Annotated in this window: 20 protein-coding genes and 1 riboswitch; of the genes, 6 read left to right on the top strand and 14 right to left on the bottom strand. The window is 53.1% G+C overall.

From position 1 onward, the window contains the following. Positions 1-76: 76 nt before the first annotated feature. A riboswitch (FMN riboswitch) is annotated at positions 77-247 on the bottom strand. Positions 248-279: 32 nt separating this feature from the next. From codA to K7H08_RS11405, 3 genes are all read right to left on the bottom strand, one after another. Further along, entirely contained in the window at positions 280-1536 is a 1257-nt protein-coding gene (codA, locus tag K7H08_RS11395; protein ID WP_089040639.1) for a cytosine deaminase, read from the bottom strand. A 16-nt stretch (positions 1537-1552) separates the two neighbouring features. Beyond that, positions 1553-2818: a cytosine permease gene (gene codB, locus K7H08_RS11400; RefSeq protein ID WP_231657967.1), complete on the bottom strand. Its 1266-nt coding sequence runs from the start codon at positions 2816-2818 to the stop codon at positions 1553-1555. Positions 2819-2892: 74 nt separating this feature from the next. Further along, a complete protein-coding gene (locus tag K7H08_RS11405) occupies positions 2893-3513 on the bottom strand; it encodes a TetR family transcriptional regulator (RefSeq protein WP_231657969.1) in 621 nt (206 codons plus the stop codon). A 149-nt stretch (positions 3514-3662) separates the two neighbouring features. Between K7H08_RS11405 and K7H08_RS11410 the strand changes: the two genes are divergently transcribed. Together K7H08_RS11410 and K7H08_RS11415 are read left to right on the top strand one after the other, a co-directional pair. Further along, positions 3663-4760 carry an efflux RND transporter periplasmic adaptor subunit gene (locus tag K7H08_RS11410; RefSeq protein WP_120387325.1) on the top strand — a complete coding sequence of 366 codons (1098 nt, stop codon included), beginning with the start codon at positions 3663-3665 and terminating at the stop codon, positions 4758-4760. A 1-nt stretch (position 4761) separates the two neighbouring features. Further along, entirely contained in the window at positions 4762-7818 is a 3057-nt protein-coding gene (locus K7H08_RS11415; protein WP_231657971.1) for an efflux RND transporter permease subunit, read from the top strand. On the opposite strand, the gene K7H08_RS11420 is transcribed toward K7H08_RS11415, so the two are convergent. From K7H08_RS11420 to K7H08_RS11440, 5 genes are all read right to left on the bottom strand, one after another. After that, positions 7815-8687, bottom strand: coding sequence for an ABC transporter substrate-binding protein (locus tag K7H08_RS11420; protein ID WP_231657973.1), 873 nt, complete (start codon positions 8685-8687; stop codon positions 7815-7817). The two genes, K7H08_RS11415 and K7H08_RS11420, sit on opposite strands and share 4 nt — an antisense overlap. Positions 8688-8864: 177 nt before the next feature. Further along, entirely contained in the window at positions 8865-10199 is a 1335-nt protein-coding gene (gene preA / locus K7H08_RS11425; protein WP_089040645.1) for an NAD-dependent dihydropyrimidine dehydrogenase subunit PreA, read from the bottom strand. Next, positions 10196-11581 carry an NAD(P)-dependent oxidoreductase gene (locus K7H08_RS11430; protein WP_269438884.1) on the bottom strand — a complete coding sequence of 462 codons (1386 nt, stop codon included), beginning with the start codon at positions 11579-11581 and terminating at the stop codon, positions 10196-10198. The genes preA and K7H08_RS11430 overlap by 4 nt, the downstream gene beginning before the upstream one ends. A 37-nt stretch (positions 11582-11618) precedes the next feature. Beyond that, positions 11619-13058 (bottom strand): dihydropyrimidinase, encoded by a 1440-nt coding sequence (hydA, locus tag K7H08_RS11435; RefSeq protein ID WP_231658081.1) that lies wholly within the window; start codon positions 13056-13058, stop codon positions 11619-11621. Positions 13059-13089: 31 nt separating this feature from the next. Next, positions 13090-13956: a nitrilase-related carbon-nitrogen hydrolase gene (locus tag K7H08_RS11440; protein WP_089040646.1), complete on the bottom strand. Its 867-nt coding sequence runs from the start codon at positions 13954-13956 to the stop codon at positions 13090-13092. A 658-nt stretch (positions 13957-14614) separates the two neighbouring features. On the opposite strand from K7H08_RS11440, the gene K7H08_RS11445 reads away from it, so the two are divergent. Next, positions 14615-16132 (top strand): NCS1 family nucleobase:cation symporter-1, encoded by a 1518-nt coding sequence (locus tag K7H08_RS11445; RefSeq protein WP_231657977.1) that lies wholly within the window; start codon positions 14615-14617, stop codon positions 16130-16132. Between the two features lie 86 nt (positions 16133-16218). Here the strand turns inward: K7H08_RS11445 and K7H08_RS11450 are convergent, their stop codons facing one another. Continuing rightward, positions 16219-17124 carry a LysR family transcriptional regulator gene (locus tag K7H08_RS11450; RefSeq protein WP_231657979.1) on the bottom strand — a complete coding sequence of 302 codons (906 nt, stop codon included), beginning with the start codon at positions 17122-17124 and terminating at the stop codon, positions 16219-16221. Positions 17125-17309: 185 nt separating this feature from the next. Between K7H08_RS11450 and K7H08_RS11455 the strand changes: the two genes are divergently transcribed. Next, entirely contained in the window at positions 17310-20423 is a 3114-nt protein-coding gene (locus K7H08_RS11455) for a bifunctional diguanylate cyclase/phosphodiesterase (RefSeq protein ID WP_231657983.1), read from the top strand. Here K7H08_RS11455 and K7H08_RS11460 read toward each other — a convergent pair. The 5 genes from K7H08_RS11460 to K7H08_RS11480 are packed head-to-tail and all read right to left on the bottom strand — an operon-like array spanning position 20403 to position 25169. Further along, the gene (locus tag K7H08_RS11460) at positions 20403-21422 is read right to left on the bottom strand and encodes a CobW family GTP-binding protein (protein WP_038478599.1); all 1020 of its coding nucleotides are present in this window, start codon (positions 21420-21422) and stop codon (positions 20403-20405) included. The two genes, K7H08_RS11455 and K7H08_RS11460, sit on opposite strands and share 21 nt — an antisense overlap. A 3-nt stretch (positions 21423-21425) precedes the next feature. Further along, complete coding sequence (gene moaA, locus K7H08_RS11465; RefSeq protein ID WP_231657985.1) at positions 21426-22433, bottom strand: GTP 3',8-cyclase MoaA; 1008 nt, start codon at positions 22431-22433, stop codon at positions 21426-21428. Further along, positions 22430-23683: a molybdopterin molybdotransferase MoeA gene (gene moeA, locus K7H08_RS11470; RefSeq protein ID WP_231657987.1), complete on the bottom strand. Its 1254-nt coding sequence runs from the start codon at positions 23681-23683 to the stop codon at positions 22430-22432. Before moeA ends, moaA begins: the two co-directional genes overlap by 4 nt. Beyond that, positions 23680-24315 carry a molybdenum cofactor guanylyltransferase MobA gene (gene mobA / locus K7H08_RS11475; protein WP_231657989.1) on the bottom strand — a complete coding sequence of 212 codons (636 nt, stop codon included), beginning with the start codon at positions 24313-24315 and terminating at the stop codon, positions 23680-23682. Before mobA ends, moeA begins: the two co-directional genes overlap by 4 nt. Then, complete coding sequence (locus K7H08_RS11480; RefSeq protein WP_231657991.1) at positions 24312-25169, bottom strand: formate dehydrogenase accessory sulfurtransferase FdhD; 858 nt, start codon at positions 25167-25169, stop codon at positions 24312-24314. The genes mobA and K7H08_RS11480 overlap by 4 nt, the downstream gene beginning before the upstream one ends. A 146-nt stretch (positions 25170-25315) precedes the next feature. Between K7H08_RS11480 and K7H08_RS11485 the strand changes: the two genes are divergently transcribed. Continuing rightward, entirely contained in the window at positions 25316-25756 is a 441-nt protein-coding gene (locus K7H08_RS11485) for a DUF3305 domain-containing protein (protein WP_051626367.1), read from the top strand. Continuing rightward, the gene (locus K7H08_RS11490; protein ID WP_231657993.1) at positions 25753-26376 is read left to right on the top strand and encodes a DUF3306 domain-containing protein; all 624 of its coding nucleotides are present in this window, start codon (positions 25753-25755) and stop codon (positions 26374-26376) included. The genes K7H08_RS11485 and K7H08_RS11490 overlap by 4 nt, the downstream gene beginning before the upstream one ends. Positions 26377-26538 lie beyond the last annotated feature (162 nt).

Genomic DNA, 26538 nt, shown 5'->3' on the forward strand with positions numbered 1-26538 from the left:
ATCAGGGCACGCGGGACCGGTCGTCAGGCAACCGAAAAAGGTGGCTGAAGCCACTTTTTAAGTTGCGTGTCTAAGGTACCGTTCTCTTTCATCCGGACTATCACCGTCGGCTTCGGCTTTTCACCGAATCTGCTGACCTCAAGAAATAAAAAACAACAGTCTTGAGCGCTCGCGGGCTTAGATGACAGAAGTTTATTCAGCCATCATCACCGCCGGTGGGGACTTTCACCCCGCCCTGAGAACTTTGCTGATTATCAGCCCGGCTATATTACGCTTTTTCTAAATACCAAGCCACGGGGGTGTCGTAATCTTTGCGGGGTCGCGCTGCATAATGATTTCACCGTGGCGAACGGAAAGTAGTACCTCGCCCTGAGTACGCAGCACGCTGTAGTCATCTTCACCCTCCAGCAGGTTGAAGCTGGCGGGTTTGCCGACCTCGATACCGTAACGCGCTTCAATATTGAGTGTGCGTGCGCTGTTGTCAGTGATAAGCGACAGCGCCTGGCTGAAATCCTGATAGCCCATCATTTGGCAGATATGCAAGCCAAAATCGAGCGTCCGCAACAGCTTACCGTTACCCAGCGAGTACCAGGGGTCGAAGATCGAATCCTCGGCAAAGCAGACATTAATGCCCGCGGCGTTTAGTTCTTTTACGCGGGTAACACCGCGACGTTTTGGGTAACTATCAAAGCGTCCCTGCAGGTGAATGCTTTCGGTGGGGCAGGAGACAAAATTGATGCCCGAACGCTTGAGCAGCAGAAACAGCTTAGAGCAGTAGGCGTTATCGTAGGAGTGCATCGCCGTCGTGTGGCTAGCGGTCACGCGGCTGCCTAAGTCGTTAAACAGCGCTTCGCAGGCCAGCACCTCAAGGAAACGCGAGTTAGGGTCGTCTATCTCATCGCAGTGCACATCCACCAAGCGGTCATATTTGATCGCTAGCTCTATCACCCGCTTCATGGAAGCGACGCCTAGTTCTCGGGTGTACTCAAAGTGGGGAATGCCGCCGACAACGTCCGCACCGATCTCCAGCGCCTCTTCCATCAGGCGGTCGCCGCCGGGGTAGGAAAGCAGGCCATCTTGCGGAAAAGCGACCACTTGGATATCGATTTTATCTTTCAATTCATCGCGCAAGGCGCATAGGGTTTTAATGCCGATTAGACTGGGGTCGCTGGTGTCAGCGTGTGTACGCACAAACTGGACGCCGTTGCCTATCAACAGATTCAGGGTGTTAAGCGCGCGTTCGCGAATATCCGCTTCGGTGAGCATGGGCTTACGCTCACCCCAACGCTCGATGCCTTCAAACAGCGTGCCGCTTTGATTCCAGCTTGGCTCGCCCGCCGTTAACGCGGCATCCAAGTGAATATGCGGTTCAATGAACGGCGCGCAAAGCAGCTTGCCGCCCGCATCAATTTGCCCATCCCCCGCCGTTTGTGGCGCGTCTTGAGCGGTAATCGCTGTGAACGTACCGTTCTCAATCTCAAGCCGGTAAAGCTCGGGGCGCTGGCGTAGGCGGGCGTTAATGATCTGCATGCTCATATAGTTAGTGGCTCACTTATTGTTTGGCAGTCGAAGGGGAGGTATCACTTAGCGTAGCGTGGTTTAAACGAAGCAGTACAGCGTAGCTAACTGCCGCTACCACGACACCTACCAATGGGGGGAGCAACGGGGAGAGGTAAGCGGCTCCAGCGCCTAATGCATAGGCGGCTAACCCTCGGCGATTAAAATTGGGTAGCTGAGTGGATTCCAGAGTAGGGTAGCGGCCTTTATGTTTGAGCCAGAAGTCCGCCATGATCACCCCGCCCATGGGAGGAATAAAGGTGCCTAGCAGTACTAGAAAGGGAATCAGCAGATTATACATACCGCCTACCGCCAGTACGGTGCCAATCGCTGCGCCACACACCGTGACTAAGCGGCGTTTCTCGGTGCGCAGCAAATTGCAGCCCGCTACGGCAAAGTTGTAAATGGTGTTGTCCTGAGTGGTCCAGATATTTAGAAACAGCATCAGCACCGCGATGGTGACAAAGCCCTGCGCGATCAATACATCGACAATATCCGCCTGCTGGTAAATCATGGTACCCAGTGCGCCAGTCAGCACCATTAAGCCGTTGCCCACAAAAAAAGCCGCCAGAGTCGCGATCACGGCAATTTTCGGCGTCTTGGCGAAGCGGCTCCAGTTAGTCGCTTGGGTGCCTCCGCTAATAAAGGTGCCAATGATGACGGTAATCGCTGCCGCTACGCTCATGCTTTCCGTGGGCGTTTGCTGGCTTAGTCCGGCAAATCCGTGTGCATCCACCAGCCCGGTGAACAGGCTAATCAAGATAAACAGCATCATGGCGGGGACGGCAAAGCGCGAAAGCCAGTCCATCCCTTTATAGCCAATCATGGCCGTCACGCAGAAACCAAACCCAAATAGCACCATTAAGGGGATTTCCAGCCATTCAGGCATCCCTGTGGTGCGTACTAACACTAGGGCAATCGTCGCGGTGCCCCAGGCGTACCAACCAATCTGCGTAAAGCCGAGAATAAAATCGGAAAGTTTGCTGCCTTTTTCACCGAAGCAGAAGCGTCCCATCAGTACGGAGTTAAGGCCGCTTTGACAGGCAATGTAAGCAAGGGCTGCCGCGTATGCGCCCAGCAACAAGTTACCCACCAGTATGATCCAGAGCAGTTGGCCAATCGGGAACGATTGGCCAAGCGAACCACCGGCCCACATGGTGGCAGTGAAAAAAGTAAAGCCGAGTAGCACAACGGAGGTGGAGAGCAAGCCCTTACGGGCGCTAGTGGGGACTTCACTTAGCGGATAGTCAGAGTGGTGCATGGGGGACTCCAGGTGAGTATTATTATCCTAGTTATATAAGCAACCTGCGTGCCAAGCTTAGCTCCCCAAGGCGTTTAAAGCGTACTCTCCAACAACCCCCGCATTAACGTTTCGATCATACTCTCGTACTCGTCTGCTAATGAGAATTGCTGCGGATCTTGTAGCCAATCAAAGCAAATGCCGATTAAAAAGCTATGGTACTGGCGCCGGGCGCTGGCGGGCGTGAGGTCAGCGCGCAGATGGCCGGCTTGCCGGGCATTCTCAAATAGCTGCTCAACCTGCATTTCGGCATGCTCGGACAGCCGAGTGATCATGCTGATACGTGGATGATCATCTTCCAGCTTTTCGCAGCGATGCAGCACGATGGTGGCGGCGCGCTGTAACGGAAGGTTATGGCAGATAGCGCCAAGCGCACTCAGGGCAATCTCTTGCAGGCATTTGGTGGGGGTGTGGCCCAGTCGTAGCACAGCATCATCGACAATTTCATCGAGCGGCACGCGAACACGCTCTAGCAGGGCATCGAATACCGCCGCTTTATCCTCAAAATGCCAGTAAATCGCACCTCGGGTAACGCCAGCCGCTGCGGCAATATGAGCCAATGTGGTGCGCGACACGCCTTGAGCGAGAAACTGAGTTTCTGCAGCATCAAGGATGGCCTCGCGGGTGCGTTCAGCCTCAGCTTTGCGGCGTGACATAGCGGCTCCTAACAAAAAAGTGCACTTATATTGGCATTACTGAATGGCAAAGTCGCCAGTAGGTGATTAGTATACACGCTCACTGACATTCATGGATGTCAGTGAAATTTTTATGTCTGCGTATTGATAACACCACCGAGGAGTCCGCTGTGCGTAACACTGTGATTCGATTGCTTCCAGCGCTGCTGGCCCTGCTGCTGGCAACAGGTGACGCTTATGCCGAAAGCCAGAATGAGCCTCCTCTTCGGCCGGTGAAGCTGGTGACATTAGAAGCGTCTGGTGCCGCGCTGCAGCGACAATTTCCTGCGCGCGTTGAAGCCACTACACGCAGCAATCTATCGTTTCGCATGGCGGGTGAGCTTTTAGAGATTAACGTGACTCCCGGTCAGCGGGTAACGGAAGGCACCCTCATCGCGCGTATTGATGATCGTAATATGCGCAGTGAATTGGATAGCGCCCGTTCACGGTTAGAACTGGCACGGGCCACTCACGAACGCATGCGCTATACCCTAGAGCGTGGAGCGATTAGCCAAGCACGGTTTGATGAATCAGAGGCGGAGTTGCGTGCCGCTCGGGCGACCTTTGAACAGGCCGAAGAGCAACTGGAAAATACCCAACTGCGCGCACCTTACGATGGTGTGATTGCCCAGGTGCCGGTAGATAATCGGCAGATTGTCCAGGTGCAGGAAACCGTGGCGGTGATTCAGCAGCCAGGGCAGCTTGATGTGATCTTTCATTTACCGCAGCAAATCGTTCAGCAGATACCGCGCAACGATGAGGTGACCCCGTTTGAAATGGCGATGGCCTTTGAAGTGCGGTTTGGCAATAGCGAAAAACCTTACCTTGCACAGCTGGCGTCTTATACCACCCAGGCCAGCGCCCAAAGCTTGGCTTATGAGGTAACGCTTCGGCTACCGCAGCCCGACGATATCACTCTGCTTGATGGCATGAGCGCCACCGTGCGGCTTGATTTAGGCCAACTGTTACCAGCGTCTGAAAGTCTTGTTTGGCATTTGCCGCCTAACGCCATTAGCTATCAAGGTGAGAACTCGGAGCAGGCGGTGGTGTGGCGTTTTCAGGCGCCGGATCGTTTAGAGGCGGTGCCAGTCGAGGTGGGGCGTTTAACTTCTAAGGGGTTAGAGGTGAGTGGCGAACTAGCCGCGAATGATCGTGTAGTGGCAGCGGGAGCACATCGTGTCAGCGCTGATATGCGTGTAACGCCATGGGAAAAGGAACAGGGGCTATAAGATGGTTGATTACTTCTTACGCCACCGGGCCGCTAGTTATTTAATGACCGTGGTACTGCTCTTCGGCGGGGCGCTCGCTTTCACTGGCATGGGGCAGCTTGAGTTTCCTGAATTTACCATTCGCAATGCGCTAGTCACCACCCAGTATCCTGGTGCTACGCCAGAAGAGGTGGAGCAGGAAGTCACCTCGACACTGGAAGAAGCCATTCAAGAAATGCCCGCGATTAAACGCATCAGCTCGGTGAGTTCTAACGGGTTTTCGCAAATTACCATCGAGCTGCAAAGCACGGTGCAAAACGATGAGCTTCAGCAGCTGTGGGATTCATTACGTCGTAAAGTTGGCGATGCGCAGGCCGCCTTGCCGCCAGGCGCTAGCCAGTCACGAGTTAACGATGACTTTGGCGATGTGTTCGGCTTGATGATTAACCTGACCGGTGATGGCTATGCCATGCCCGATTTAAAAAGCCAAGCCGAGTTTCTTAAGCGTGAACTCGCCTTGGTCGACGGCGTTGAAAAGGTGTCTCTGGCTGGGGTAAGAGAGGAGCGCATTTTTATAGAAGTTGACCGAGAGCGGCTACGTGCGCTGAACATTCCGCTAAGTTCACTCCAGCAATTGCTTAATACTCAAAATGCCGTAGTGGACTCGGGTCACTTGAAGCAGGGGGGGCAGCGTTTCCGAGTAACGCCTTCGGGTAGTTCCGCCGATATTGATGATTTACGCGCGTTAATCGTTAGTGAAGGTAACGGCGAGCTGGTAAGGCTGAGCGATATCGCAGAGGTTTCCCGTGGCTTGACCGAGCAACCGCAGCAGCTTTATCGCGACATGGGGCGACCAGCTATCTCTCTGGGTATCTCGTTTGAAAGCGGCGTCAACGTGGTCGAAGTAGGTGCCCGGCTTGAACAGCGGCTTGACGAACTGGAAGCACGCACCCCGCTGGGTATGGAGCTCAATGTGGTCTATGACCAGCCGAGCGTGGTGGATGAGGCGGTATCCGGTTTCTTAATCAGCCTGATCCAGGCGGTGGCCATTGTTATTGTGGTGCTCATGCTGTTTATGGGTTGGCGCAGCGGGCTACTAATGGGCTTTATTCTGCTGATTACCATTATTGGCACCTTTATGCTGATGCGCATTCACGGTTTGCAGTTGGAAAAAATCTCGCTGGGGGCTCTGATTATAGCCTTGGGGATGCTGGTCGATAACGCCATTGTGGTCACTGAAGGCATGCTGGTGGGCCTAAAGCGTGGCCAGAGTATTCGTGAGTCGGCGCATCAGGTGGTTAAACAAAATGCCTGGCCGCTGCTAGCAGCCACGCTGATCGCAGTTGCCGCGTTTGCTCCAATTGGGTTGTCGCCAGATACCACCGGTGAATTCATCGGCTCGCTGTTCTATGTGTTGCTGTATTCACTGCTGCTAAGTTGGCTGACAGCGCTGACGCTCACGCCTTTCTATTTCAAACTGCTGTTTCGCAATGTGGCGCCTAGCAGCACAGATGAAGATCCTTACAAAGGGGTGGTGTACCGTTTGTTTAGCCGCGTGATTGTGGCGGGTATCCGGCTGCGTTGGCTAACACTTGGTCTGGTGATGGTCATACTGGCAGGTGCGGTTGTCGGTTTTGGTTCCGTCAAAAATGCCTTTTTCCCTGCCTCGAATACGCCCATCTTCTTTGTTGATTACCGCACGCCGGAAGGCACCGATATTCTGGAAACCGAGCGGCGGGTTGCAGAGCTGGAAGAGGTGGTTATGGAGATGGAGGGTGTCCGCCATCTCACCACTGTGGTAGGCGGCGGCGCCCAGCGCTTTACCCTGACCTATGCGCCGGAAGACCGCTATGCCAGCTATTCACAGCTAATTGTCGAAACCGATGACAAAGCGACACAGCAAGCGCGCATGGCGGATATCGAAGCCGTACTTGAGCGCGATCACAGCGATATCGACTATAAAATTGCCCCGCTGGAAGTTGGCCCTGCCCCGAAAGCCAAGATCGAAGCCAGGCTTTACGGCAGCGACCCCGCTGTATTACGCCAGCTAGGTGATCAAGTCGCGGCACTGTTTAGTGATACGTCTAATATGGTCAGTGTCCGCACCAACTGGCGTAACCGTGTTCAGGCCGTGGTGCCAATTTTTGCCGAAGACACAGCGCGACGGCTGGGCGTTACGCGCGAGAATTTGGCGGCCACACTGGCGCTGAGTACGAGTGGTAGTCAGGTGGGCATCTACCGTGACGGCAGCGACCTGATTCCGATTGTCGCCAGAGCGATACCCGAGCAGCGCAACGATATCGATAATGTCGGGTCGCTTAACGTATGGAGCGCCGAACAGGGGCGCTACATCACTGCGGATCAAGTGATGCGCGATGTGACGACCCAGGTAGCAGATCCACTAATCATGCGCCGTGACCGAGAGCGTATGCTGGCGGTGTATGGCGAACCCGACCCGCTAAGCGGAGTGACGGCGGCTAGCGTATTGGCTCAAGTTCGACCCCAAGTAGAAGCACTTGAATTGCCACCTGGTTATCGGCTTGAGTGGGGCGGTGAATTTGAGACCGCCGGTGAAGCCCAGAGCGGCCTGTTTGCGTCGTTGCCACTTGGGTTGGTGATGATGTTTATTATCACGGTGGTGTTGTTTAATAACTTCCGTCAGCCGCTGGCGATCTGGTTTTTGGTGCCGTTGACCATTGTCGGCGTAGTGGCCGCGTTACTGCTAACCGGGTTGCCTTTCTCGTTTATGGCGCTGCTGGGCACGCTGAGTTTGATCGGGATGGTGATTAAAAATGCCATTGTTCTGGTAGAAGAGATCAATGTGCAACTGCCGTTGCACAAAGATCGCTATCACGCCGTGGTGCGCGCCGCCATTAGCCGCGTGCGACCCGTTTCAATGGCTGCGCTAACCACCATGCTGGGTCTGATCCCGCTGATTAGTGATGCATTCTTCGCCAGCATGGCGGTCGCGCTGATTGGTGGTCTCGGTGTTGCCACGCTGCTCACCCTTATCGTGCTACCGGTGATCTATTGCGTGCTTTACCAGATCAAGATTCATGAGGATTCATCGAGCACTTAATTCAGCGCAGCAGCGACCTCTTCAACTTGTAGCGCTAAGCTTTGTAGGCCGCCACCGGAGAGGTACCAAAGTGCCGGGGTTAGCATCACTAGCTGGGGGGTAGTACCAGCCTCGGCTAGTGCTTGGCGCAGTTGGTCGGCATCCGCAGGTTCATCGCCAATGGCGGCGCTGCGATCAATGACCAGCACAACGTCTGGTTTGATGTCGGCAATGGCATCAGCAGAAAGCGGTGTAAAGGTGCGTTCACCACGGGTTTCTGAGGTCACACTCTCCGGCATGTTGAGCGCTTCCACGCCTAGCACATCGTGAACGACGGGATGTTGGTTAAGCATCAGGTTGCCGCCGTTGTGAGTGACGACCAGTGTCCTGGGGGCATTGCTGAGTGCTTCGCGTAGCGCTTCGATCTCTGTGTGGAGCGTTGCAAGTGCCTCATCAGCTTCACTTTCCGCCCCAAATTGGCTGGCTAGCTCACGCACGTTGTCGTCAAAAGCGGCGAGGTAGTTATCGCCTTGCAAACTGGTGTTAAGTAGCGGTGCAATATCGCCAAGCGCTTCTTCCCAATCGCCCTGGCGGCCAGTGTAAAGAATCAGGCTAGGCTCGCTAGCGCTGATGGCCTCCATGTCCGGTGAGCGCAGGCCACCAATATCGCTATAGCGGTGGCTAGCGTATTGCTCTAGGTAGGTGGGCAGGCTCTGCTTGGGGACGCCAACCACCTGCTCGCTTAAGCCCAGCGCATCTAACGTATCTAGACTGCCTAAGTCGAAGGTGGCGAGGCGCTGTTCGGCATGAGCGTTTACGCTGATGGCTGAAAACAGTACGGCTATGGCGAATGTAGGAACGAATTTAGTGGCAAAAGAGGTAGGCTTCATCGGAGTTCCTTTTATGAGAAAGTGTTCTATATGCGATAGTTTCTCATAGTCTCAAGAGAAGAGGCGCTATGTCGCCTTCTTATAGCGGAACAAGCTGTTGCGCAAAGCGTGACCGCCCTCACAGAGGAGGGCGGTGCTATGAAGACTAGGTTGTGATGAGGCGTTTATGGGACATGCTTATGAAGCGACACGGAAGGGGTTGCGAGGGTCGTTGTCCCAGGCTAGGAATGGTTTGCCGGTTTCTTGAGGCACCATGGTGATGCAATTCTCCACTGGGCAGGTGATTTGGCATAAGTTGCAACCAACGCACTCGTCTTCAATTACCTCGTAACGGCGTGCGCCATCTTGCTCGGTAAGCTTGGCAATCGACTGGTGGGAGGTATCCTCGCAAGCGATATAGCAGCGACCGCACTCAATGCACAGGTCCTGATCAATTTTGGCAATGGTTTTAAAGTTGATGTCCAGATGTTTCCAGTCGGTGGTTTGGGGCACTGCTTTGCGCGAGAACGATTCAATAGAGTCGTAGCCTTTTTCTGCCATCCAGCGTGAAAGGCCATCCTTCATCTCTTCTACAATGCGAAAGCCGTTGAGCATTGCAGCGGTACATACCTGCACGCTACCTGCTCCCAGGGCGATAAATTCTGCCGCATCCCGCCAGGTAGAAATACCGCCGATACCGGAAATCGGCAGCGTTGGCGTTGCCGGGTCGCGGGCAATCTCTGCCACCATATTCATCGCGATAGGCTTCACGGCGCTGCCGCAGTAGCCACCGTGGGTACTCTGGTGGCCGACCGTGGGTTTGGCGACCATATTGTCCAGGTCGATACTAGTGATCGAGTTGATGGTGTTGATCAACGATACCGCATCGGCGCCACCCCGTAGCGCGGCCTGGGCACCCACGCGGATATCGGTAATGTTGGGGGTGAGTTTTACAATCACCGGTTTGGAGTAGTGCTTCTTACACCAGTAGGCAACTTTTTCGATCAGGTCGGGATTTTGGCCGACCGCCGCCCCCATACCGCGTTCCGGCATGCCATGAGGGCAGCCTAGGTTGAGCTCGATGCCATCTGCGCCCGTTGCTTCCACGAGTGGCAAAATATACGCCCAGGCTTCTTCATTACAGGGCACCATGATGGAGACAATCAGCGCTCGGTCGGGCCAGTCTTTTTTCACCTGGGTAATTTCTTGAAGATTGATCTCCAACGAGCGATCGGTAATGAGTTCGATATTGTTGAAGCCGATCACCTCGCGGTTTTTGCCATAGTGCGCAGAGTAACGTGAAGAGACATTCACCGCAGGTGGCTCTTCGCCAAGGGTTTTCCAGACGACGCCGCCCCAGCCCGCTTCATAGGCGCGCACTACGTTATAGGCTTTATCCGTGGGCGGGGCAGAGGCTAGCCAGAACGGGTTCGGGGCTTTGATGCCTGCAAAGTTCACCGACAGGTCAATGCCGTTTACCACGCTGTCGCCGCTGTTTTTCTTACCCGGTGGTGTGAAAGGAAGTGTGTTCATGCGGCCTCCTGCTTGGCGGCAAGCGCTTGGTGAATGGCATGGGCAGCCAGTTTGCCGTGTTGAACGGCTTGAACGGTGAGATCTTGGCCGGAGTTGACGCAGTCGCCACCCGCGTAAACATTGGGCATTGAGGTGCGGAAGAAAGCATCAACTTGGATACGTTCGCCGTCGCGGGCAAGCTCTCTGGCGGCTTCATCCGTCAGGCTAGCGCTATCAAAGCCTTGGCCAATCGCCTTAAAGATGGCATCGGCGGTAAGGTCGAATGTTTCACCAGTGGGTGTTAACTGACCAGCCTGGTCGTGGGTCTTGGCAAAACGCATACCCGCCACGCGCCCTTGGTCATCCAATAAAATTTCGTCTGGCTGGGCCCACGTCACCATGCGTACGCCGTTAGCTTTGGCGATTTCTTGCTCATGATCGGTAGCAGACATCGCCTCTGTGCCACGGCGGTAGACCAGCGTTACCTCTGTCGCACCAAGCCGGGCCATTTGAGTCGCCATATCAATGGCGGTATTGCCTGCGCCGATCACAATGCAGCGCTTGGCGACAGGTAAGCTCTCTAGGTCTTTGGTTTGGCGCAGGGTTTTAATGTAGTCAACGGCTGGCATTAAGCCGGGAGCATCATCCCCCGTCAGCCCTAGGGCACGGCTGGCACCAAGACCTAAACCGAGGAAAACGCTATCAAACTGCTGGTGCAGCGTCGCAAGCGACAAATTATCACCGAGGCGCTGGCCGTACTGAAGCTCAATGCCGCCTATTTCTAGTAGAAACTCCACTTCTTTACGGGCGAAGTCATCGGTCATCTTATAACGGGCGATGCCGTACTCATTCAGTCCGCCTGGTTTTTGTTCGGCCTCAAAAATGGTCACTTGATGGCCTAGCATCGCCAAACGGTGAGCACAGGAAAGGCCGGCGGGCCCGGCGCCTACCACGGCGATATGGCGGCCGCTGTTAGCCGCCCGCTTGAACGGGTGGCTTTCGAACTGCATGTTGTCAGTGGCGTGGCGTTGCAGCAGGCCAATTAACACTGGCTGGCACTCTGCATCATGGTTGCGCACACAGCTACGCTCGCAGAGGATTTCAGTGGGGCACACTCGGGCGCAGCTGCCACCTAAAATGTTAGCTTCCAGAATGGTTTCTGCGGCGCCATTAATGTTGTTTTCGCTGATTTGGCGAATAAAGCTGGGGATATCAATATCCGATGGGCACGCCTCAACGCAGGGGGCGTCGAAACAGTACAAGCAGCGCTGGCTTTCGATCATTGCTTGGCGGTGGGTTAACGGCGGATGGAGGTCGCTAAAGTTGCTTGCCAGTGTTGGTGGGTCGTAGGTGCCGACCTCTTGTGCGCTTGGCAGGTGATCAAGTGAGTGGTTCACGGTCATCTCTCCTGTTGGCTTTTTTCTTTTCTTGAGGAGCTGTTCAGCGCGTTACGGCTACTGGCGCATTTAATTCGGCACGCTTAGCCAGTAGCTCAAAAACACCTGGGTAGGCGGGGCGTTTTAAGTAGCGCCCAGCACCACGCTCGGCGTGCAGTTCACCGTCTCGCCATACCCATTTCCCTTGGCTAATCGTGTGGCGAGCAATACCGCGCACCGTTTTGCCCTCGAAAATGTTGAAGTCGACATTTTGATGATGAGTTTTGGCGGAGATCGTACGTGTGCCATTAGGATCCCACACCACAATATCGGCATCGGCGTCCACTTGGATGGCACCTTTACGAGGGTACAGGTTGAAAATTTTGGCGGTATTGGTGGAAGTCACCGCGACAAACTCCTGGGGCGAGAGCTTGCCGCTGTTAACGCCTGCGTCCCATATCACTGCAAGGCGATCTTCTACCCCTGCGGTGCCGTTAGGGATCTTAGTGAAGTCATCTTTGCCTGCGGCTTTTTGCTCTTCGCAGAAGCAGCAGTGGTCAGTGGCAGTGGTTTGCAAATTGCCAGACTGCAGGCCATGCCAAAGCGCTTCCTGATGCCCTTTGGGGCGGAACGGTGGGCTCATTACGTGGGCCGCGGCGGTTGCCCAGTCGGGATGCTGGTAAACGCTGTCATCAATGAGTAAGTGTCCTGCCAAGCACTCGCCGAATACTGGGTGGCCTTGCTGGCGGGCATAGGCAATTTCATCGACGGCGTCTTTGGTGGATACATGTACCAGATAAACCGGCGCGCCTAGCGTGCTGGCAATTCGAATCGCTCGGCTGGCGGCTTCACCTTCTACTTGTGGTGGGCGCGAAAGTGGGTGAGCTTCCGGCCCGGTAATGCCCTGGGCCAGTAGTTTCTGCTGCATGTGGTAAACCAGTTCGCCGTTTTCGGCGTGTACCGTAGGTACCGCGCCCAATTCCAGGCAGCGTGAAAAGCTTTCCACCAATATGTCATCAGTGGCCATAATCGCGCCCTTGTAGGCCATAAAGTGCTTGAAACTATTCACTCCATGTTCGCGCACCAGGGTGCCCATTTCCTCTTTGACGCTCTCATCCCACCAGGTGATTGCCACGTGGAAAGCGAAATCGGTAGCCGCTTTTTCTGCCCACCCTTGCCACGTCTCAAAGGCTTCTAAGAGTGATTGGCCTGGGCTTGGAATGACAAAGTCGATAATCGTCGTGGTGCCACCCGCCATAGCAGCTGCGGTGCCGGTGTAAAAATCTTCGCTAGCCACTGCGCCCATAAACGGCATTTGCATATGGGTGTGAGGGTCAATGCCGCCGGGCATTACCAACTGATTGCTGGCATCAATGATTTCGCAGTTGTCGGGGAGGTCTAGGTCGGTGCCAATGGCGTGGATTTTTCCGTCGACGCACAGAACGTCGGCGCGGTAAGTATCGGCATGGGTGACGACGGTGCCGCCTTTGATCAATAAACTCATCATGCAGTCCTCGTATGATTCATCAACAGGGCTACTCACCATCAGTGAGGCGGGTGTAGGCATCGGGGCGACGATCGCGGAAGAACTGCCAGTTATTGCGCACCTCGCGCACCATGTCTAAATCAATTTCATGCACTAGTAGCTCATCTTCCGTTTCGCTGGCCTGGGCTTCGATTTTGCCGCGGGGGTTGACGATGTAGCTGGAGCCATAGAAGTTGCCAATATTCCAGGGTGCTTCTGTGCCCACGCGGTTGATAGCGGCAATGAAGCAACCGTTAGCCGCGGCAGAAGCAGGCTGCTCAAGCTCCCATAGGTACTGGGAAAGCCCTGCCACGGTAGCGGAGGGGTTGAAGATCACCTCAGCACCGTTGAGTGCCAGTGCACGCCAGCCCTCAGGGAAATGGCGGTCATAGCAGATATACACACCAATTTTGCCGTAGGCAGTGTCGAAGACCGGCCAGTTTGATTTCCCCGGTTTGAAGAAGAATTTCTCCCAAAAACCAGCCACTTGAGGAATATGAGTTTTATGATATTTGCCGAGGTAGCTACCGTCGGCATCAAACACGGCGGCGGTGTTGTAGTAAACGCCGGTCTCTGTCTCTTCATACACGGGCACGATAATTACCATGCGGTGTTCGGCAGCCAGTTTTTGCATCATCTGACACGTGGGACCTTCTGGAACCCGCTCTGCGGCGGCATACCATTTGCCATCTTGGCTTGGGCAGAAGTACGGCTGGTTAAAGACTTCTTGAAAACACAGTACTTGCACACCCTGTTCGGCGGCCTGCTGAATCATCGGTAAGTGCGCTTCGTTCATCGCATCGCGGATCGCCGCGGGGTCTAAATCGGTACTGGTTTTGAGACCCATTTGAATTAAGCCAATTTTCATTTTCTGCATAGAACAGCCCTCTCAAGTCATACGCGCCAACCGCATGCGTACGCATGTCGGTACGTTACTGGTCAAGTAACAAGTTTGTGGTTACGTGGCGTGCAGCGGCGTCTTACTGTGCCTTTTTCGCTTAGCCTTGCTTGTGAAACGTGCTTTGAAAATAGCGTAATACAAGCGAGGGTAAGCGAGCGTCTTATTGTTGTTTATAAAGTTGTCATGTTTGACAGCTTTTTGAACATAGTCCTTTATGAGGTGTTGTTTCAAGTGTTTTTTAATAATTTTACTTGATTTATTTAACTCTTTGATTTTTTGATGTTTTTATTATCTTTAGTGCTTTTTTTGCTAAGTTGGTGAAGCGCTGTTCGATGTTGGTGATGTTTTATTTTTGCTTTAAAAACATGTGTTTATGATGTTTTGTTTTGGGTGTTGATGTTTTTTGCGCATCTTTTTGGTGCGTATTTTATTTAAATAGCTACGCTTATTAATGGCTTTTAATAGCTGGAAGGCGAATAACAACAATCACGCTAAAGGTATGTGTATGTCTGCCTGATAAGTCAGCTTTTTGATCAATAGGTTAGTGTTTGTGCTTTTGTTTTAGGCACGCTTATTGCTCTTAAAAGACAGACACCGTGAATATAATGGGCAACAGCGCTGCTGAGGAGACTATATGACTGGCTCAACATCCCGAATGGTGGACAGAGAGGGGTTAATTGAACTCGAGGTAGGCAAAGACGTAGGTGATAGCCCTCGTTTCAATAAAGATATTGCGCCCACTCAGGCGAGTGAGCGCACTTGGAGCAAATGGAACATTGCGGCACTTTGGGTGGGGATGTCGATTTGTGTGCCGACCTACACGTTGGGTGGTGTGTTAACCGCCTACTTTGGCCTGAGTGTGGGTGAGGCGCTTTTTGCCATTTTTCTAGCCAACGTGATTGTCCTGATTCCGCTCACTCTAAATGCCTTTCCTGGCACTAAATTTGGTATTCCCTTTCCAATTGTGCTGCGATCATCGTTCGGTATTTTAGGTTCTAATGTGCCTTGTTTGGTGCGGGCTCTCGTAGGCTGCGGCTGGTTTGGCATTCAAACGATGTTTGGTGGTTTGGCTATTCATCTTCTGTTATCCGAACTGGTCCCCGCTTGGGCTGCGCTGGGTGGGGTAGGTGAAGTGATAGGCTTTTTTGTCTTCGGCGCAATGAATCTTCTTGTGGTCATTCGTGGGGCCGAGTCGATCAAGTGGCTGGAAACCCTAGCGGCGCCATTGCTGCTTGCTGTGGGGGTTGGATTAATGATGTGGGCATGGCCGCACATGTCGATGACTGAGCTATTAGCGCAACCGCCTTCGCGCCCAGAAGGAGCGTCGGTATATGGCTATTTCTTTGCAGGCTTAACTGCGATGGTGGGGTTTTGGGCGACGTTGTCGCTGAACATTCCTGATTTCAGCCGGTTTGCCAAAAGCCAAAAAGATCAAATTGTTGGCCAAGTGATTGGGCTACCACTGACAATGTTCTTCTTTGCAGCGTTGGGCGTTGTATTGACTGCAGCTTCAGAATCGTTGGTGGGACAAACGATCGCTGATCCAGTTAACTTGATAGGGATGATCAATAGTCCTTTTTGGGTCGTGCTAGCGATGGTGTTGATCATTGTTGCAACGCTGTCTACCAATACAGCCGCGAATATTGTCTCGCCAACCAATGACTTTCAAAATATTGCGCCAAAATGGATTAATCAGACGCGTGGCGTTCTGATAACCGGAGCTGTGGGTGTTTTATTGATGGGCTACGATCTTTTGCAGAAAGCGGGTCTCATTGCTCAAGGGGTGTCGCTTGAGCAGATGTATTCAAACTGGCTGCTAGGATACTCCAGCCTGCTTGGCCCCATCGCAGGCATCATGGCAGTGGACTATTTCCTAATTAAAAAGCAGCGTTTAGATGTGCCTAGCTTATATATGGATAACCATGCTTATCCTGCGGTTAATGTGGCGGGTTTTATTGCGTTCGGCGTGCCGGTGGCACTGACGCTAGTCTCGCTGTTAACCGGCACCATGAACTGGTTCTATGACTATGGCTGGTTTACCGGCTCTGCGCTTGGCGCGATTGTTTATTACGCCGCAAGCCAAGTTTTAACACCGTCTTCTCAGGTAGGGCCCGCGCCACACATGGCCAGCGAGACAGCAAAACTGCCATAAACTCGCTATATGTAAACGTCGTTAATAATCAAAGCTCGGTATTTAGCCGAGCTTTGATTATTTTGTGCTTGGTATAAACAGGTGAGCTATTTTGCGCCTTTCACAAATCCTAAAAATGCATCGACCACCCGGTTGGGTCGGCGGTCATGGCGAGTGATTAGAACAAACGGAATCTGATAACGCTGGGCACCCGGCTGAAGGGCGCGCATCTTATTGGCATTAACCCATTGGGCGGCAACATGTTCTGGAAGAAAACCGATAAAGCGTCCAGTGAGAATCAAAAACGCAGCGCCCTCCCGATCAGAGGCAGACGCTTGTAAATTTAACGCATCATGTGCTTTACGTGCATCGCTAGGGAGTGGGTAGCGAGGCGTTATCGCTGGATAAGCGGCGATCTGTTCAGCTGTGAATGCTTCATCAGTTTCATCAAACAAGGGGTGGCCAACTGCGCAGTAAAGAAACGAAGGCTCCTCATACAACAAGTGTGTTTCTAAGCTGGTGGGTAAATTAACGGCGGGCACTACGCCGACATGCAAATGGCCATCCATCACGCTCCGAATAACGGCGTCCGAAGGTTCCATGTGGATATTAACGGTGACTTCATGGTTTGGCGCTGTTAGCTCGGCGAGCGCATCAGTAACATGCATGGCGGGCAAGGTAACCAAGTTATCGGTGATGCCGATATTTAGTTCGCCCTTAATGGTATGATGCAATGCATTGACATCGCTTTTAAAGGCTTCGAGCGCGGTCAGTAGAGTCAAACCTGCTTGGTAAATTTCTTTGCCTTCTTCGGTTAAACTAAAGCCGCCTCGGCCACGTTGGCATAGTGAAAAGCCTAGCCTGCCTTCTAAATCATTCATGTGCTGGCTAATGGCTGAGCGACTGATGCCTAAAGCGGTTTCCGCAGCGGTGAAACCACCGCATTCCACTACCGTTTTAAAAATACGTACCAAGCGTACTTCGTAGTCACTCATTTGGCCTAACGATGCCATGGCAGCCTCTTATTAAGTAAAATAACGACTTTTATGAGCTTTTTTGCTGAAAATAGATATACATCAAAAACAAGCCGCGCCACTATTTAGCACCGCTTACGAGGAGCCGCTGTGGTCTATCTTTCACCGTTCTTTTTATACTGTATCAGGTGTGCTTCGGGATATCTGAATAAGGCCTACATATAATGCTGCTACCTCGCAGTGATCGGGTAACTAACAAAAGCCAGACAATGCCTGGCTTTCGGCGCCAAAAACAGCGCGTTATTACGCTCTATATTTTGTCGTTATGTATGATGATTGCGCTGTTTGGCTGGTTGCTCAAAGGCCAATATCACCAAGAAGTTAATGCGGCTGAATCCCGCGTGATTGCCCGTGCGAATGTGGTGTCAGAATGGGTGAAAGGCATGTTTGGGCAGAGCAGCCAAGGTTTGTTTAGTCTGGCCGAGCTGTTGGATGTTCAGCAAGCAAACGATTCGGAGTTGGATAGTTTAGGGGCGGAAAGTGCAACTGCCGTCCAGCGAGCGCTAGACAATCTTACCGATTACGTGCCACTGATCGATAGTGTTAGTGTCTTAGACCCTCAGGGGCGCCTACGTCTAAGCAGTAACGATAATCGACATGTTGGGGAGGGGGTTGGCGACAGCGCTTTTTTCCGCACCTTTCAACAAGGTGGCCAAGACGAAATGATGACGCCGCTTATTTGGTCGGCAAGCAAGCAGCGTTTCTTTCTCTACCATGGCAGGCGTCTAGTGAATGACCAGGGTGATTTCGCTGGTGTGATTATGTCTCGCATCATGCCGCATATCCTCAATAGTGCGCTGCAGCAAATGCGACTGTATGACGGTGAGAGTATGGCACTGATAGATGAAAATCTAAAAGTGGTTGCTCGGCACCCGGCTCCCCATGAAGGAATGCTCATTGGTAGCCAACTTGATGCACCTGAGACACAGCAGTGGTTAAACAGCGGTAATCTTGATCGGACATTAACCGCGATCTCGCCCCTTGACGGAAGTAAACGCTTATTTCACATGCAACGCATTAGTGACTATCCGGTATTTGTTGCAGTGGGCGTTGACCTTCATACGCTGATGACAGGATGGCGCCAGCGTTTGCTGGTGTTATTGTTGGTCGCTGGTTTGATTACGCTATTGGGAGCCTGGGGCGTTCGCCACTACCTAAACCGCCTCGCGTTAGCTTATCAACTACATGAGCGAATAAAAGAACGAGAGCTAGCAAGAGCCGAAGCGCAAGCGCGCGGGGCGCGTATGGATGCCCTAGTCCACTCGATCCAGGATTTGATTTTTGTATTTGATGTGGAAGGGCGCTTTAGCTATATCCATGCGGTTTCCCCTGAGCAGCTACTTGTTCAAAGCCAAGATGCGCTGGGGAAACACTTTTCACATGTCTTGCCGGTTCCCTTAGCTCGTGCATTTGCCGCCGTTTTTGAGCGAGTACAGCAGTTGCATAAAGTAGAAAGATTTGAGTATCCGCTGACCATTGATGCACAGCCACACCATTTTCATGCCACCGTGAGTCCGCTAATAAGTAGTGCTGGACAGTTTGAGGGAGTGTTATCGGTGAACCGTGATATTACCGAAGCGAAGCGCGCAGAAGTGGAGCTGCAGATTGCCGCGGCTGCTTTTCAAGCCCACCTGGGTATCATAGTGGCGGATGCTCGGGGAAATATTTTAAAAGTTAATGAGACGTTTAAGCGTATAACCGGCTATAGCGATGCAGAGGTGATCGGTAAGAACCCGCGTATGTTTAGCTCGGGCCACCATAATGCAGCGTTTTATCAGCGCTTGTGGAAGCGGGTGATGACCACAGGAAGTTGGGAAGGTGAAATCTGGAATCAGCGCAAAAATGGTGAGCTGTTCCCTGAGTGGCTGACGATCAGTGCTGTTTACGATGCAGACGGAGTGCTCACCAATTACGTTGCCACGATGAGTGATATCAGTGAGCGTAAAGCCGCTGAGCAAGAGATCCATCAGCTCGCGTTTTACGATCCATTAACGGGCTTCGCAAATCGACGCCTGTTTATGGACAGAATGGAGACAGCACTAAAAGAGCTAAACCGCCATCAGCGATGTGGGGCGTTGTTGGTGATTGATATTGACCGTTTCAACTATATTAACGATACCCTGGGGCATCTCGCTGGCGATCAGTTACTTCAGCGGGTTGCTCAGCGGTTTGGCCAAATGTTGCGCGATACCGATACGTTGGCTCGTCTGGGTAGTGATGAATTTGCAGTGCTTATTGAGGGCGTGGATGAAAGCCCACGCCGGACACGCCGCTTAGCAGAGCATATTGCCCAGAAACTTCTGGTGGCACTTGATGAGCCGATTAGCTTTTCTGAAGAGCAAGTCATGGTGACCGCATGCGTTGGGATTACGGTTGTGTCCGATAGCCAGCGAAGCGCCGAAGACTACCTTCAGCAGGTCGATATGGCCTTATTACAGGCGAAAGCGAGTGGGCGTCATGCCATACGCTTTTTTGATCCTTCGATGCAGGCTACGCTACTGGCACGGGTTAAGCTTGAAGCCGACTTGCGGCAGGCATTGGAGAGTCATCAATGGCGTCTCTATTACCAGCCTCAAGTTAATCGCTTTGGTCACTTTACTGGAGTTGAAGCACTGCTGCGCTGGCAGCACCCAGAGCGTGGCATGGTTTCACCTGGCGAGTTTATTCCGCTATTAGAGAGTACCGGGCTGATTAATGAGGTTGGTGAGTGGGTCATTGAAGATGCATGCCGTCAGCTAGCTTGCTGGGCAGCAACGCCACACCTGCGTGAACTGACGATTTCCGTGAATATCAGCCCACTGCAGTTTCGCGATAGCGATTTTTTATCTCGCTTGCAGCAGGTTTTTAAGCGGACAAAAGCACCGCTTGAGAGGCTAAAGCTCGAGGTTACCGAGTCGCTGTTTGTGGAAACGCGAGACGATGCCCGTGACAAAATGCTTAGCCTGAAAGCCCAAGGTGTGCGTTTTTCTCTGGATGATTTTGGCACTGGCTATTCATCGCTGGCCTATCTTGCGCAGTTGCCACTTGATCAGCTCAAGATCGATCAGTCGTTTGTCCATCAAGTGTTAGAAAGCAGCGCTAATGCGGCCATTGTGGAGAGTACGATTGCCCTGGCGAAAAGCTTAAATCTTGATGTCATTGCCGAAGGCGTCGAATCAGAGAGCCAGAAAGCGTGGTTGCTAGCTCATGGCTGCCAAGCTTTTCAAGGCTATTTATTTGGACGCCCTATGCCGATAGACGCTATCGAGAAAACGTTCTTAGCCCAACAGCGCTCCTGATGATTGCAGTTCTGTCAGTAAATTGGTGTGGGTATCAACGTCATTGTCGGGGGTAATCACCTCAAGCCGCGAATCCTGCCGCCAAGCGCTATTGCCGAGACTAAGTGTTCCATCGGCTCGATTGAGCTGCTTCCAGCCCTGCTCGGTATGAAAGACGCCTTTTACTCGCGCAGATGAGGGAAACTCACCTAAGTGGGCGGCCAAACGATCAAGGTCAAAGCGTTCGCTGGGGTGCCAACGGAGGCCTGTGCTGGTGTATCCAAGGGAGCTAGCCGTCTTGTGTTGAGGTTGGCCCAGCGGAGGGGCTGCATCAAAAAAAGCGCCTTCCAGCGTGGGGGTTGTTATCATTTGACGATGCGTATCAGGAACAGTGGTATCTTTTTGGGCACTGGTCTGGCCGCTGTTCAACAGCAGCGATAGCGGCATAGTGCCATGCTCACTGCGATGAACCCACTTGCGTGGTGGCCAGAGTTCCGTCACAAACCGCTGCGCCTGCTCATGTTGTTCGCTACTAGCTTGCTCACCCATCGTAATGGCGATGGCATCGGCCATGGCCAACTGATCTTGAAAGGTCTCGTGTTCACGGACCCGAGATTCATCTAACCGGCGCGGATCTAGGGTGGCAATAATATCGTGAACGGCCACAACACCTTGAAAGGCTTCGCCGCGCAGCAGATCGAGTAAGCCAGCTGGATGGCCAAGCCCCGAAGGCTCAATAATGACGCGGTCTGGTTTGTTGCGGGCGAGCAAATTGACCAGTGCAGCCTGCAGCACAAAGGCCAGCTGGCAGCATAGGCAGCCACCGGGGAGCCCCTTGACGACGACATCGTCGCGCTGTTCAAACATTGCTTGATCAATGCCAATTTGGCCAAACTCATTGACTAAAATGGCCCACTTCTCATCCACAGGCTTTTGCTCGATTAGGCTGTGGATAAGCGTGGTTTTACCGCTGCCGAGAAAGCCAGTAATGATATGCACTGGCACGCGAGTGGCTGACAACCTTTAACCCCCTGTCATATTCATAAAGCGCACCACCTGGACATCGCCATCGGTCGTAAAGTGATGGCGCTCGGGCTTGAGCGGCAAGGCATTAATAATGGCTGTTTTCAACGCCTGCATATTGCCAGGATGCCGGCGCAGTACAGCACGCAAATCGACCGAGTGTTCATTGCCGAGGCAGAGCAGTAGACGGCCTTCAACGGTTACCCGAACGCGGTTGCAGCTATCGCAAAAGTTGTGACTATGGGGCGAAATAAAGCCAACCCGACTGCTGCTATCGGCCATTTTAAAATAGCGCGAAGGCCCAGGTGTGGTTTCCGTTGACGGCATGAGTGGGTAGCGTGTCTCGATCAGCGCTTGAACGTCGTCACTAGAGTAAAAGGTCTCGGCCCGCGAGTGGTCAGACACATCGCCCAGCGGCATCTCTTCGATAAAGCTGATATCGAGCCCTTCTTGGCGAGCGAACGTGACGAGGTCCAGCACTTCATCATCATTGCGCCCCTTGAGAATCACAGCGTTAAGCTTGATGCGTGAAAAGCCAGCTTCTTTAGCGGCGTGAATGCCGTCAATAACTTTTGCTAACTCACCTGTCCGAGTCAGCTGTTTGAAGCGTTCGGGGTTAAGAGAGTCGAGGCTGATATTGAGCCTGCGCAGCCCCCCTTGATAGAGCCGTTTGGCGTGTTTACGCAGACTGGCCCCGTTCGTGGTCATGGTGAAGTCGTTGAGCCCTGGCAGCGCGCCAATGTCGTCCACGAGCTGCTCAATGCCTTTACGCACTAGCGGCTCGCCCCCAGTTAAGCGGATTTTCTCAACGCCTAATTCGGTAAACGCTTGAGCCACCATGGCGAGTTCTTCCAGCGTAAGCACCTGAGCTCTTGGCAGGAAGGTCATCTCTTCGCTCATGCAGTAAACACAGCGAAAGTCGCAGCGATCTGTCACGGAAATGCGTACATAACTGACACGGCGGCCGAAATCATCAATGAGTTTTTCGGCAATTGGTTGTTTGGTCATTGCCACCTCGTCAGTGGTTGGATGCAGACTGCGTCGCCTGGCTGGGCGCCTGCTTGATCATCACCCAGTTCAATCAGGCAGTTAGCAGCTACCATCGAGGTTAAAATCCCAGACCCTTGCGCTCCGGTACTACGTACCTGCAGCACACCGTGAGCATCGCTTGAATAAATGCCACGTATAAAATCGGTGCGCTTTAGGCGACTTTTTAGCGGAGTTTGGGTAATGGCTGTTAAACGCCTCGGTGGAACGAAGGGTTGTTTTTGTAAACGTTCCAATAATGGCACCACGAATTGACTAAAGGTTACCATGACCGCGACGGGGTTGCCGGGTAAGCCGACAAATGGTTTGCGCGATTCACCCAGCCAGCCGCAGGCCATGGGGCGTCCGGGTCGCAGCGCCACGCGCCAAAAAGCTAATTGGCCTAATGTTTCCAATGCTTCCCTGGTGTAATCGGCGTGGCCGACAGAAACGCCCCCACTGGTAATGACTAAATCACACTGCTTGGCTGCGCTAGCCAGGGCGTTTTGAATGGTGGTGGGGTCATCAGGCAAAATGCCTAGATCCATCACTTCAGCACCCTGTTCGTTGAGCAAGCCCATCAAGGTAAAACGATTGGTGTCGTAAATGCCTGCGCTGGGCAGCGCTTCGCCAGGGGGAGTGACCTCATTTCCAGTAGAGAAAATCGCCACCTTTGGACGCCTGAAAACACAAACCTCACCATAGCCCAGTGAGGCGATTAACCCCAAACAGGCGGCATCTAGCCGCGTGCCAGCTACCAGTGCTACCTCGCCTAGGGCAATATCTTCCCCCGCTTGGCGCACATGCTGACCATGGCTAACCCGCTCAGGGGAATCAATGGTGACACTGCCGTCATGCTCGCTAAGCTGCTCGCGCATGATAATGGTGTCGGTGCCTGACGGTAAGGGAGCGCCTGTGGTAATGCGTACGCACTGGCCGAGAGGTACGCTGCCTTCAAACGTCTGTCCGGCAAAGGCATCGCCTGCAATCGGCCATTTGGTTTGCTGAGGCTGCTCATCTGGCCACGCCAGGGCGATACCATCCATGGCTGCATTGGTATTCTGTGGCACGTTAATTGGCGCGGTGATATCGGTGGCTAAGCGCCTACCATGAGCTTGGCTAAGCGCTACCGACTCTACCGCAACGGGCTGTTCAGCCAAGGACAGCAGTGCCTCTCGCGCTGCGTCAACGCTGAGCATTTGCTCACCGAGTTCGAAGCACGACAGGCTCATGATGTTTCCTTCGAGGCTGGATCTTTAAAGATAGTGCCTAGTGTTAGCTCCAGCCGAGCTTTTTCTTCTTCAGTATTGAGGTTGGCAAACGTTTCCGGGCAATCCGACATATCGACCTTGCACCATGAGTGGCGAGCGTACCAGCGGTCGATTTTACGTTCGCCCTCAGCCAGCGCATTCGCTAAGTCATCGGCAAGCGAGGTGCGCAGCAGCGCGACGACTGGGTGCAGGCGCTCGCCGTCATACGCAACGGCGATATCGTGTTCACCACTCGCTGAGGTGATGCCCGCCACCATACGCGCCACGAGGTCATTAGGTAGGGCAGGTGAGTCGCAAGGGGCAACCAGTAGCCAGGATGTTTTAGCAGCGCGTAGGCCACTATAAATGCCCATCAAGGGGCCTTTAAAGCCACCTTCCGCGTCCTCAATAACCCGGGTTGCAAACAGTGCATAGGCATCAGTGTTGCGATTGGCGTTGATCAGTAGTTCAGAGACATGGCCATCAAAGCGCTTAGCTACATGGGCCACGAGCGGTAGCCCAGCGAAGGGTTCAAGGCCTTTGTCACGGCCACCCATACGGCGGCCTTCGCCGCCCGCGAGAATCATGCCAGTGAGGGTTTGCGGGGTGATCATATACCGGCCTCCTTAGACGTGCGCGCACTGGGTGGTTTGGCTGGGATGGCATCTAACGTTAGGCGGTTAGCGGTATTAATCGCCTGGAAGTTTTTGCCTTTAGCCCGAGCAATCAGCATCACGCCGAAGCGTTCCGCCAGCTCCACACCTTTTTGGGTCACCCCTGAACGTGAAACCAGCACGCTGATCCCCATTTGCGCCACTTTCAACACCATTTCGGAAGTTAGGCGGCCAGTAGTATAGAAAATATCAGCACTACTGCTTTCGGCCTGGTTGAGCCACTGGTGGCCTGCCAGGGTATCCACCGCATTGTGACGTCCGACATCTTCAACGAAGTCGAGCACGCGGCTTTGCTGGCACAGCGCGCAACCGTGTACTGCTCCCGCGCTGCGATAGGTCTCGTTGTAGGTATTCAAATTGGTTAGTAATTGATAAAGCGTTGATTGCGCCAGCGGTGTCTCAGGTAACGCAGAGAGCGATGTTTGTTCCAGTAATTTGCCGAACACGGTCCCCTGACCGCAACCCGTGGTGACGGTACGGGTACTTAGCCGGTTGTCTAAATCGTCAGGTAAATAATTGGTGACGACAGCGGCGGACTCCACCTCCCAATCCACCTGTACCGCCAATAAATCTTCCGCGCGACGCAGCAATCCCTGGTTGCGTAGGTAGCCCACCACCAAGGCTTCAGGGTCATCGCCCAGCGTCATTAGCGTGACAATTTCACGCTTATTGAGATAAACCGTCAGCGCGCGCTCTGCGGCGATGGCTTGTTGGCGAGAGTCGCCGTAAGCATCCAGCACATCGATTGTCGTCGTGGCCGGTAAGCGGGCTCGGCTTAACTGAAGGGCGGGCATCCGCAATCCTCGTTGGAACCTAGTGAAGAATCATGTAACGCATACATGTGAATTATAATAGTTGAGTAAAACACTCTGAGTTGACGATGATGGCGCTCAAAAGGCTTACTTGTCTACCCATTCAAGGTCTAAGGTGGTCTATCCGTATGAGTGAGAATCTGCGCTCTTTGAGCATTACCTTGGTGGCAGAGCCCAAGCAGGTGAGGGGCTTTACCTTAACGCAATGGCGTATCGCTGAGCTCACGCCTGGTGAGCAAGGTGACTATGTGCTTAGCCTTCAACTGTCGATGACAGAGCGTGCGGCCTACCGCTTTAACCTCACGTCAGCAACCCCGCGTCTTTTTGTTCGCGCTGGTTTTACCGGGCAAGCGCCCAAGCCTGATGCTATTACCGCAAGCCAAGATGTCGCAGCAGGTTGGCTTGATGGTGAACAACAGGTACTCGAAGCATCGATGCCGATGGCGATTCAGGTATGGCTGGAAAGCTATTTAGCGCGTCATGGTGAAGCACCACCAGAAAAGCGCAAAAAGAAGCATAAGGGAGCCGGTCGGGCTAAAGAAACCCCGACCAAGGAGCAGCCCCAGTGAGCAGACTTGAACGCTGGTCACGTAAAAAGCGTGGCGTTGAAAGCGACGAAGCAGACGCAGCATTAGATAACCCTCCCAACGGCAGCGCAGAGCCGAATTCAGAGCTAGGGCTAGAGGCCGATGCGCTAAGTGCTACTTCCAGCGATACTGAATCGTTGGATGCAGAGGCTAGCGTTGATGACGCGCCCCCCCTTCCTGGCAGCTTGGATCACACTTTACCCGACCCTGATCACTTACCGGCAGGCAGTGATTTCAGCGCGTTCATGGTACCTGGTGTTAGCGCTGCACTGCGCCGCCGTGCCCTAAAAAGGCTATGGGCCACCGGTAACTACAACGTGCGCGATGGTTTGGATGACTACGATGCTGATTATCGTCAGCTGCTTAAGCCTATGGCCACTGAACTGGCAGGCAAGCTTCGCCGCTGGGCAAACAAAGCGGAAGAGGCCGTAGATAGGCCCGCAGAAGCAGACGATGAGAACATCGCAGATGACGACACTACTACCCCACCTGAAGAAATTGATGCCTGTACAAGTGATAGTGGTTTTGTACAAAAAACGTCACTAGACGACCAGTCTGATTCGTCCAATAGCAAGGTAGACGAATGTATTAGTAAAGAATAAATTTTTTATAAACAGCTGGTTATGGTGATTACGGTGATGAGGCGTTGAGACGCCAATGCGCTTTAAAGTGGCAAAAAACGCCTAGGCACCATACGCTCAAGGTAGAGAAAGCGCTAAGATATGCCATTAAAGTAAAAAAACATGACTTTTAATTATAAAAAA

Origin of the sequence: Halomonas sp. IOP_6 (assembly GCF_021151565.1) — a bacterium.
In the GTDB taxonomy this organism is placed as follows: Bacteria; Pseudomonadota; Gammaproteobacteria; order Pseudomonadales; family Halomonadaceae; genus Vreelandella; species Vreelandella alkaliphila.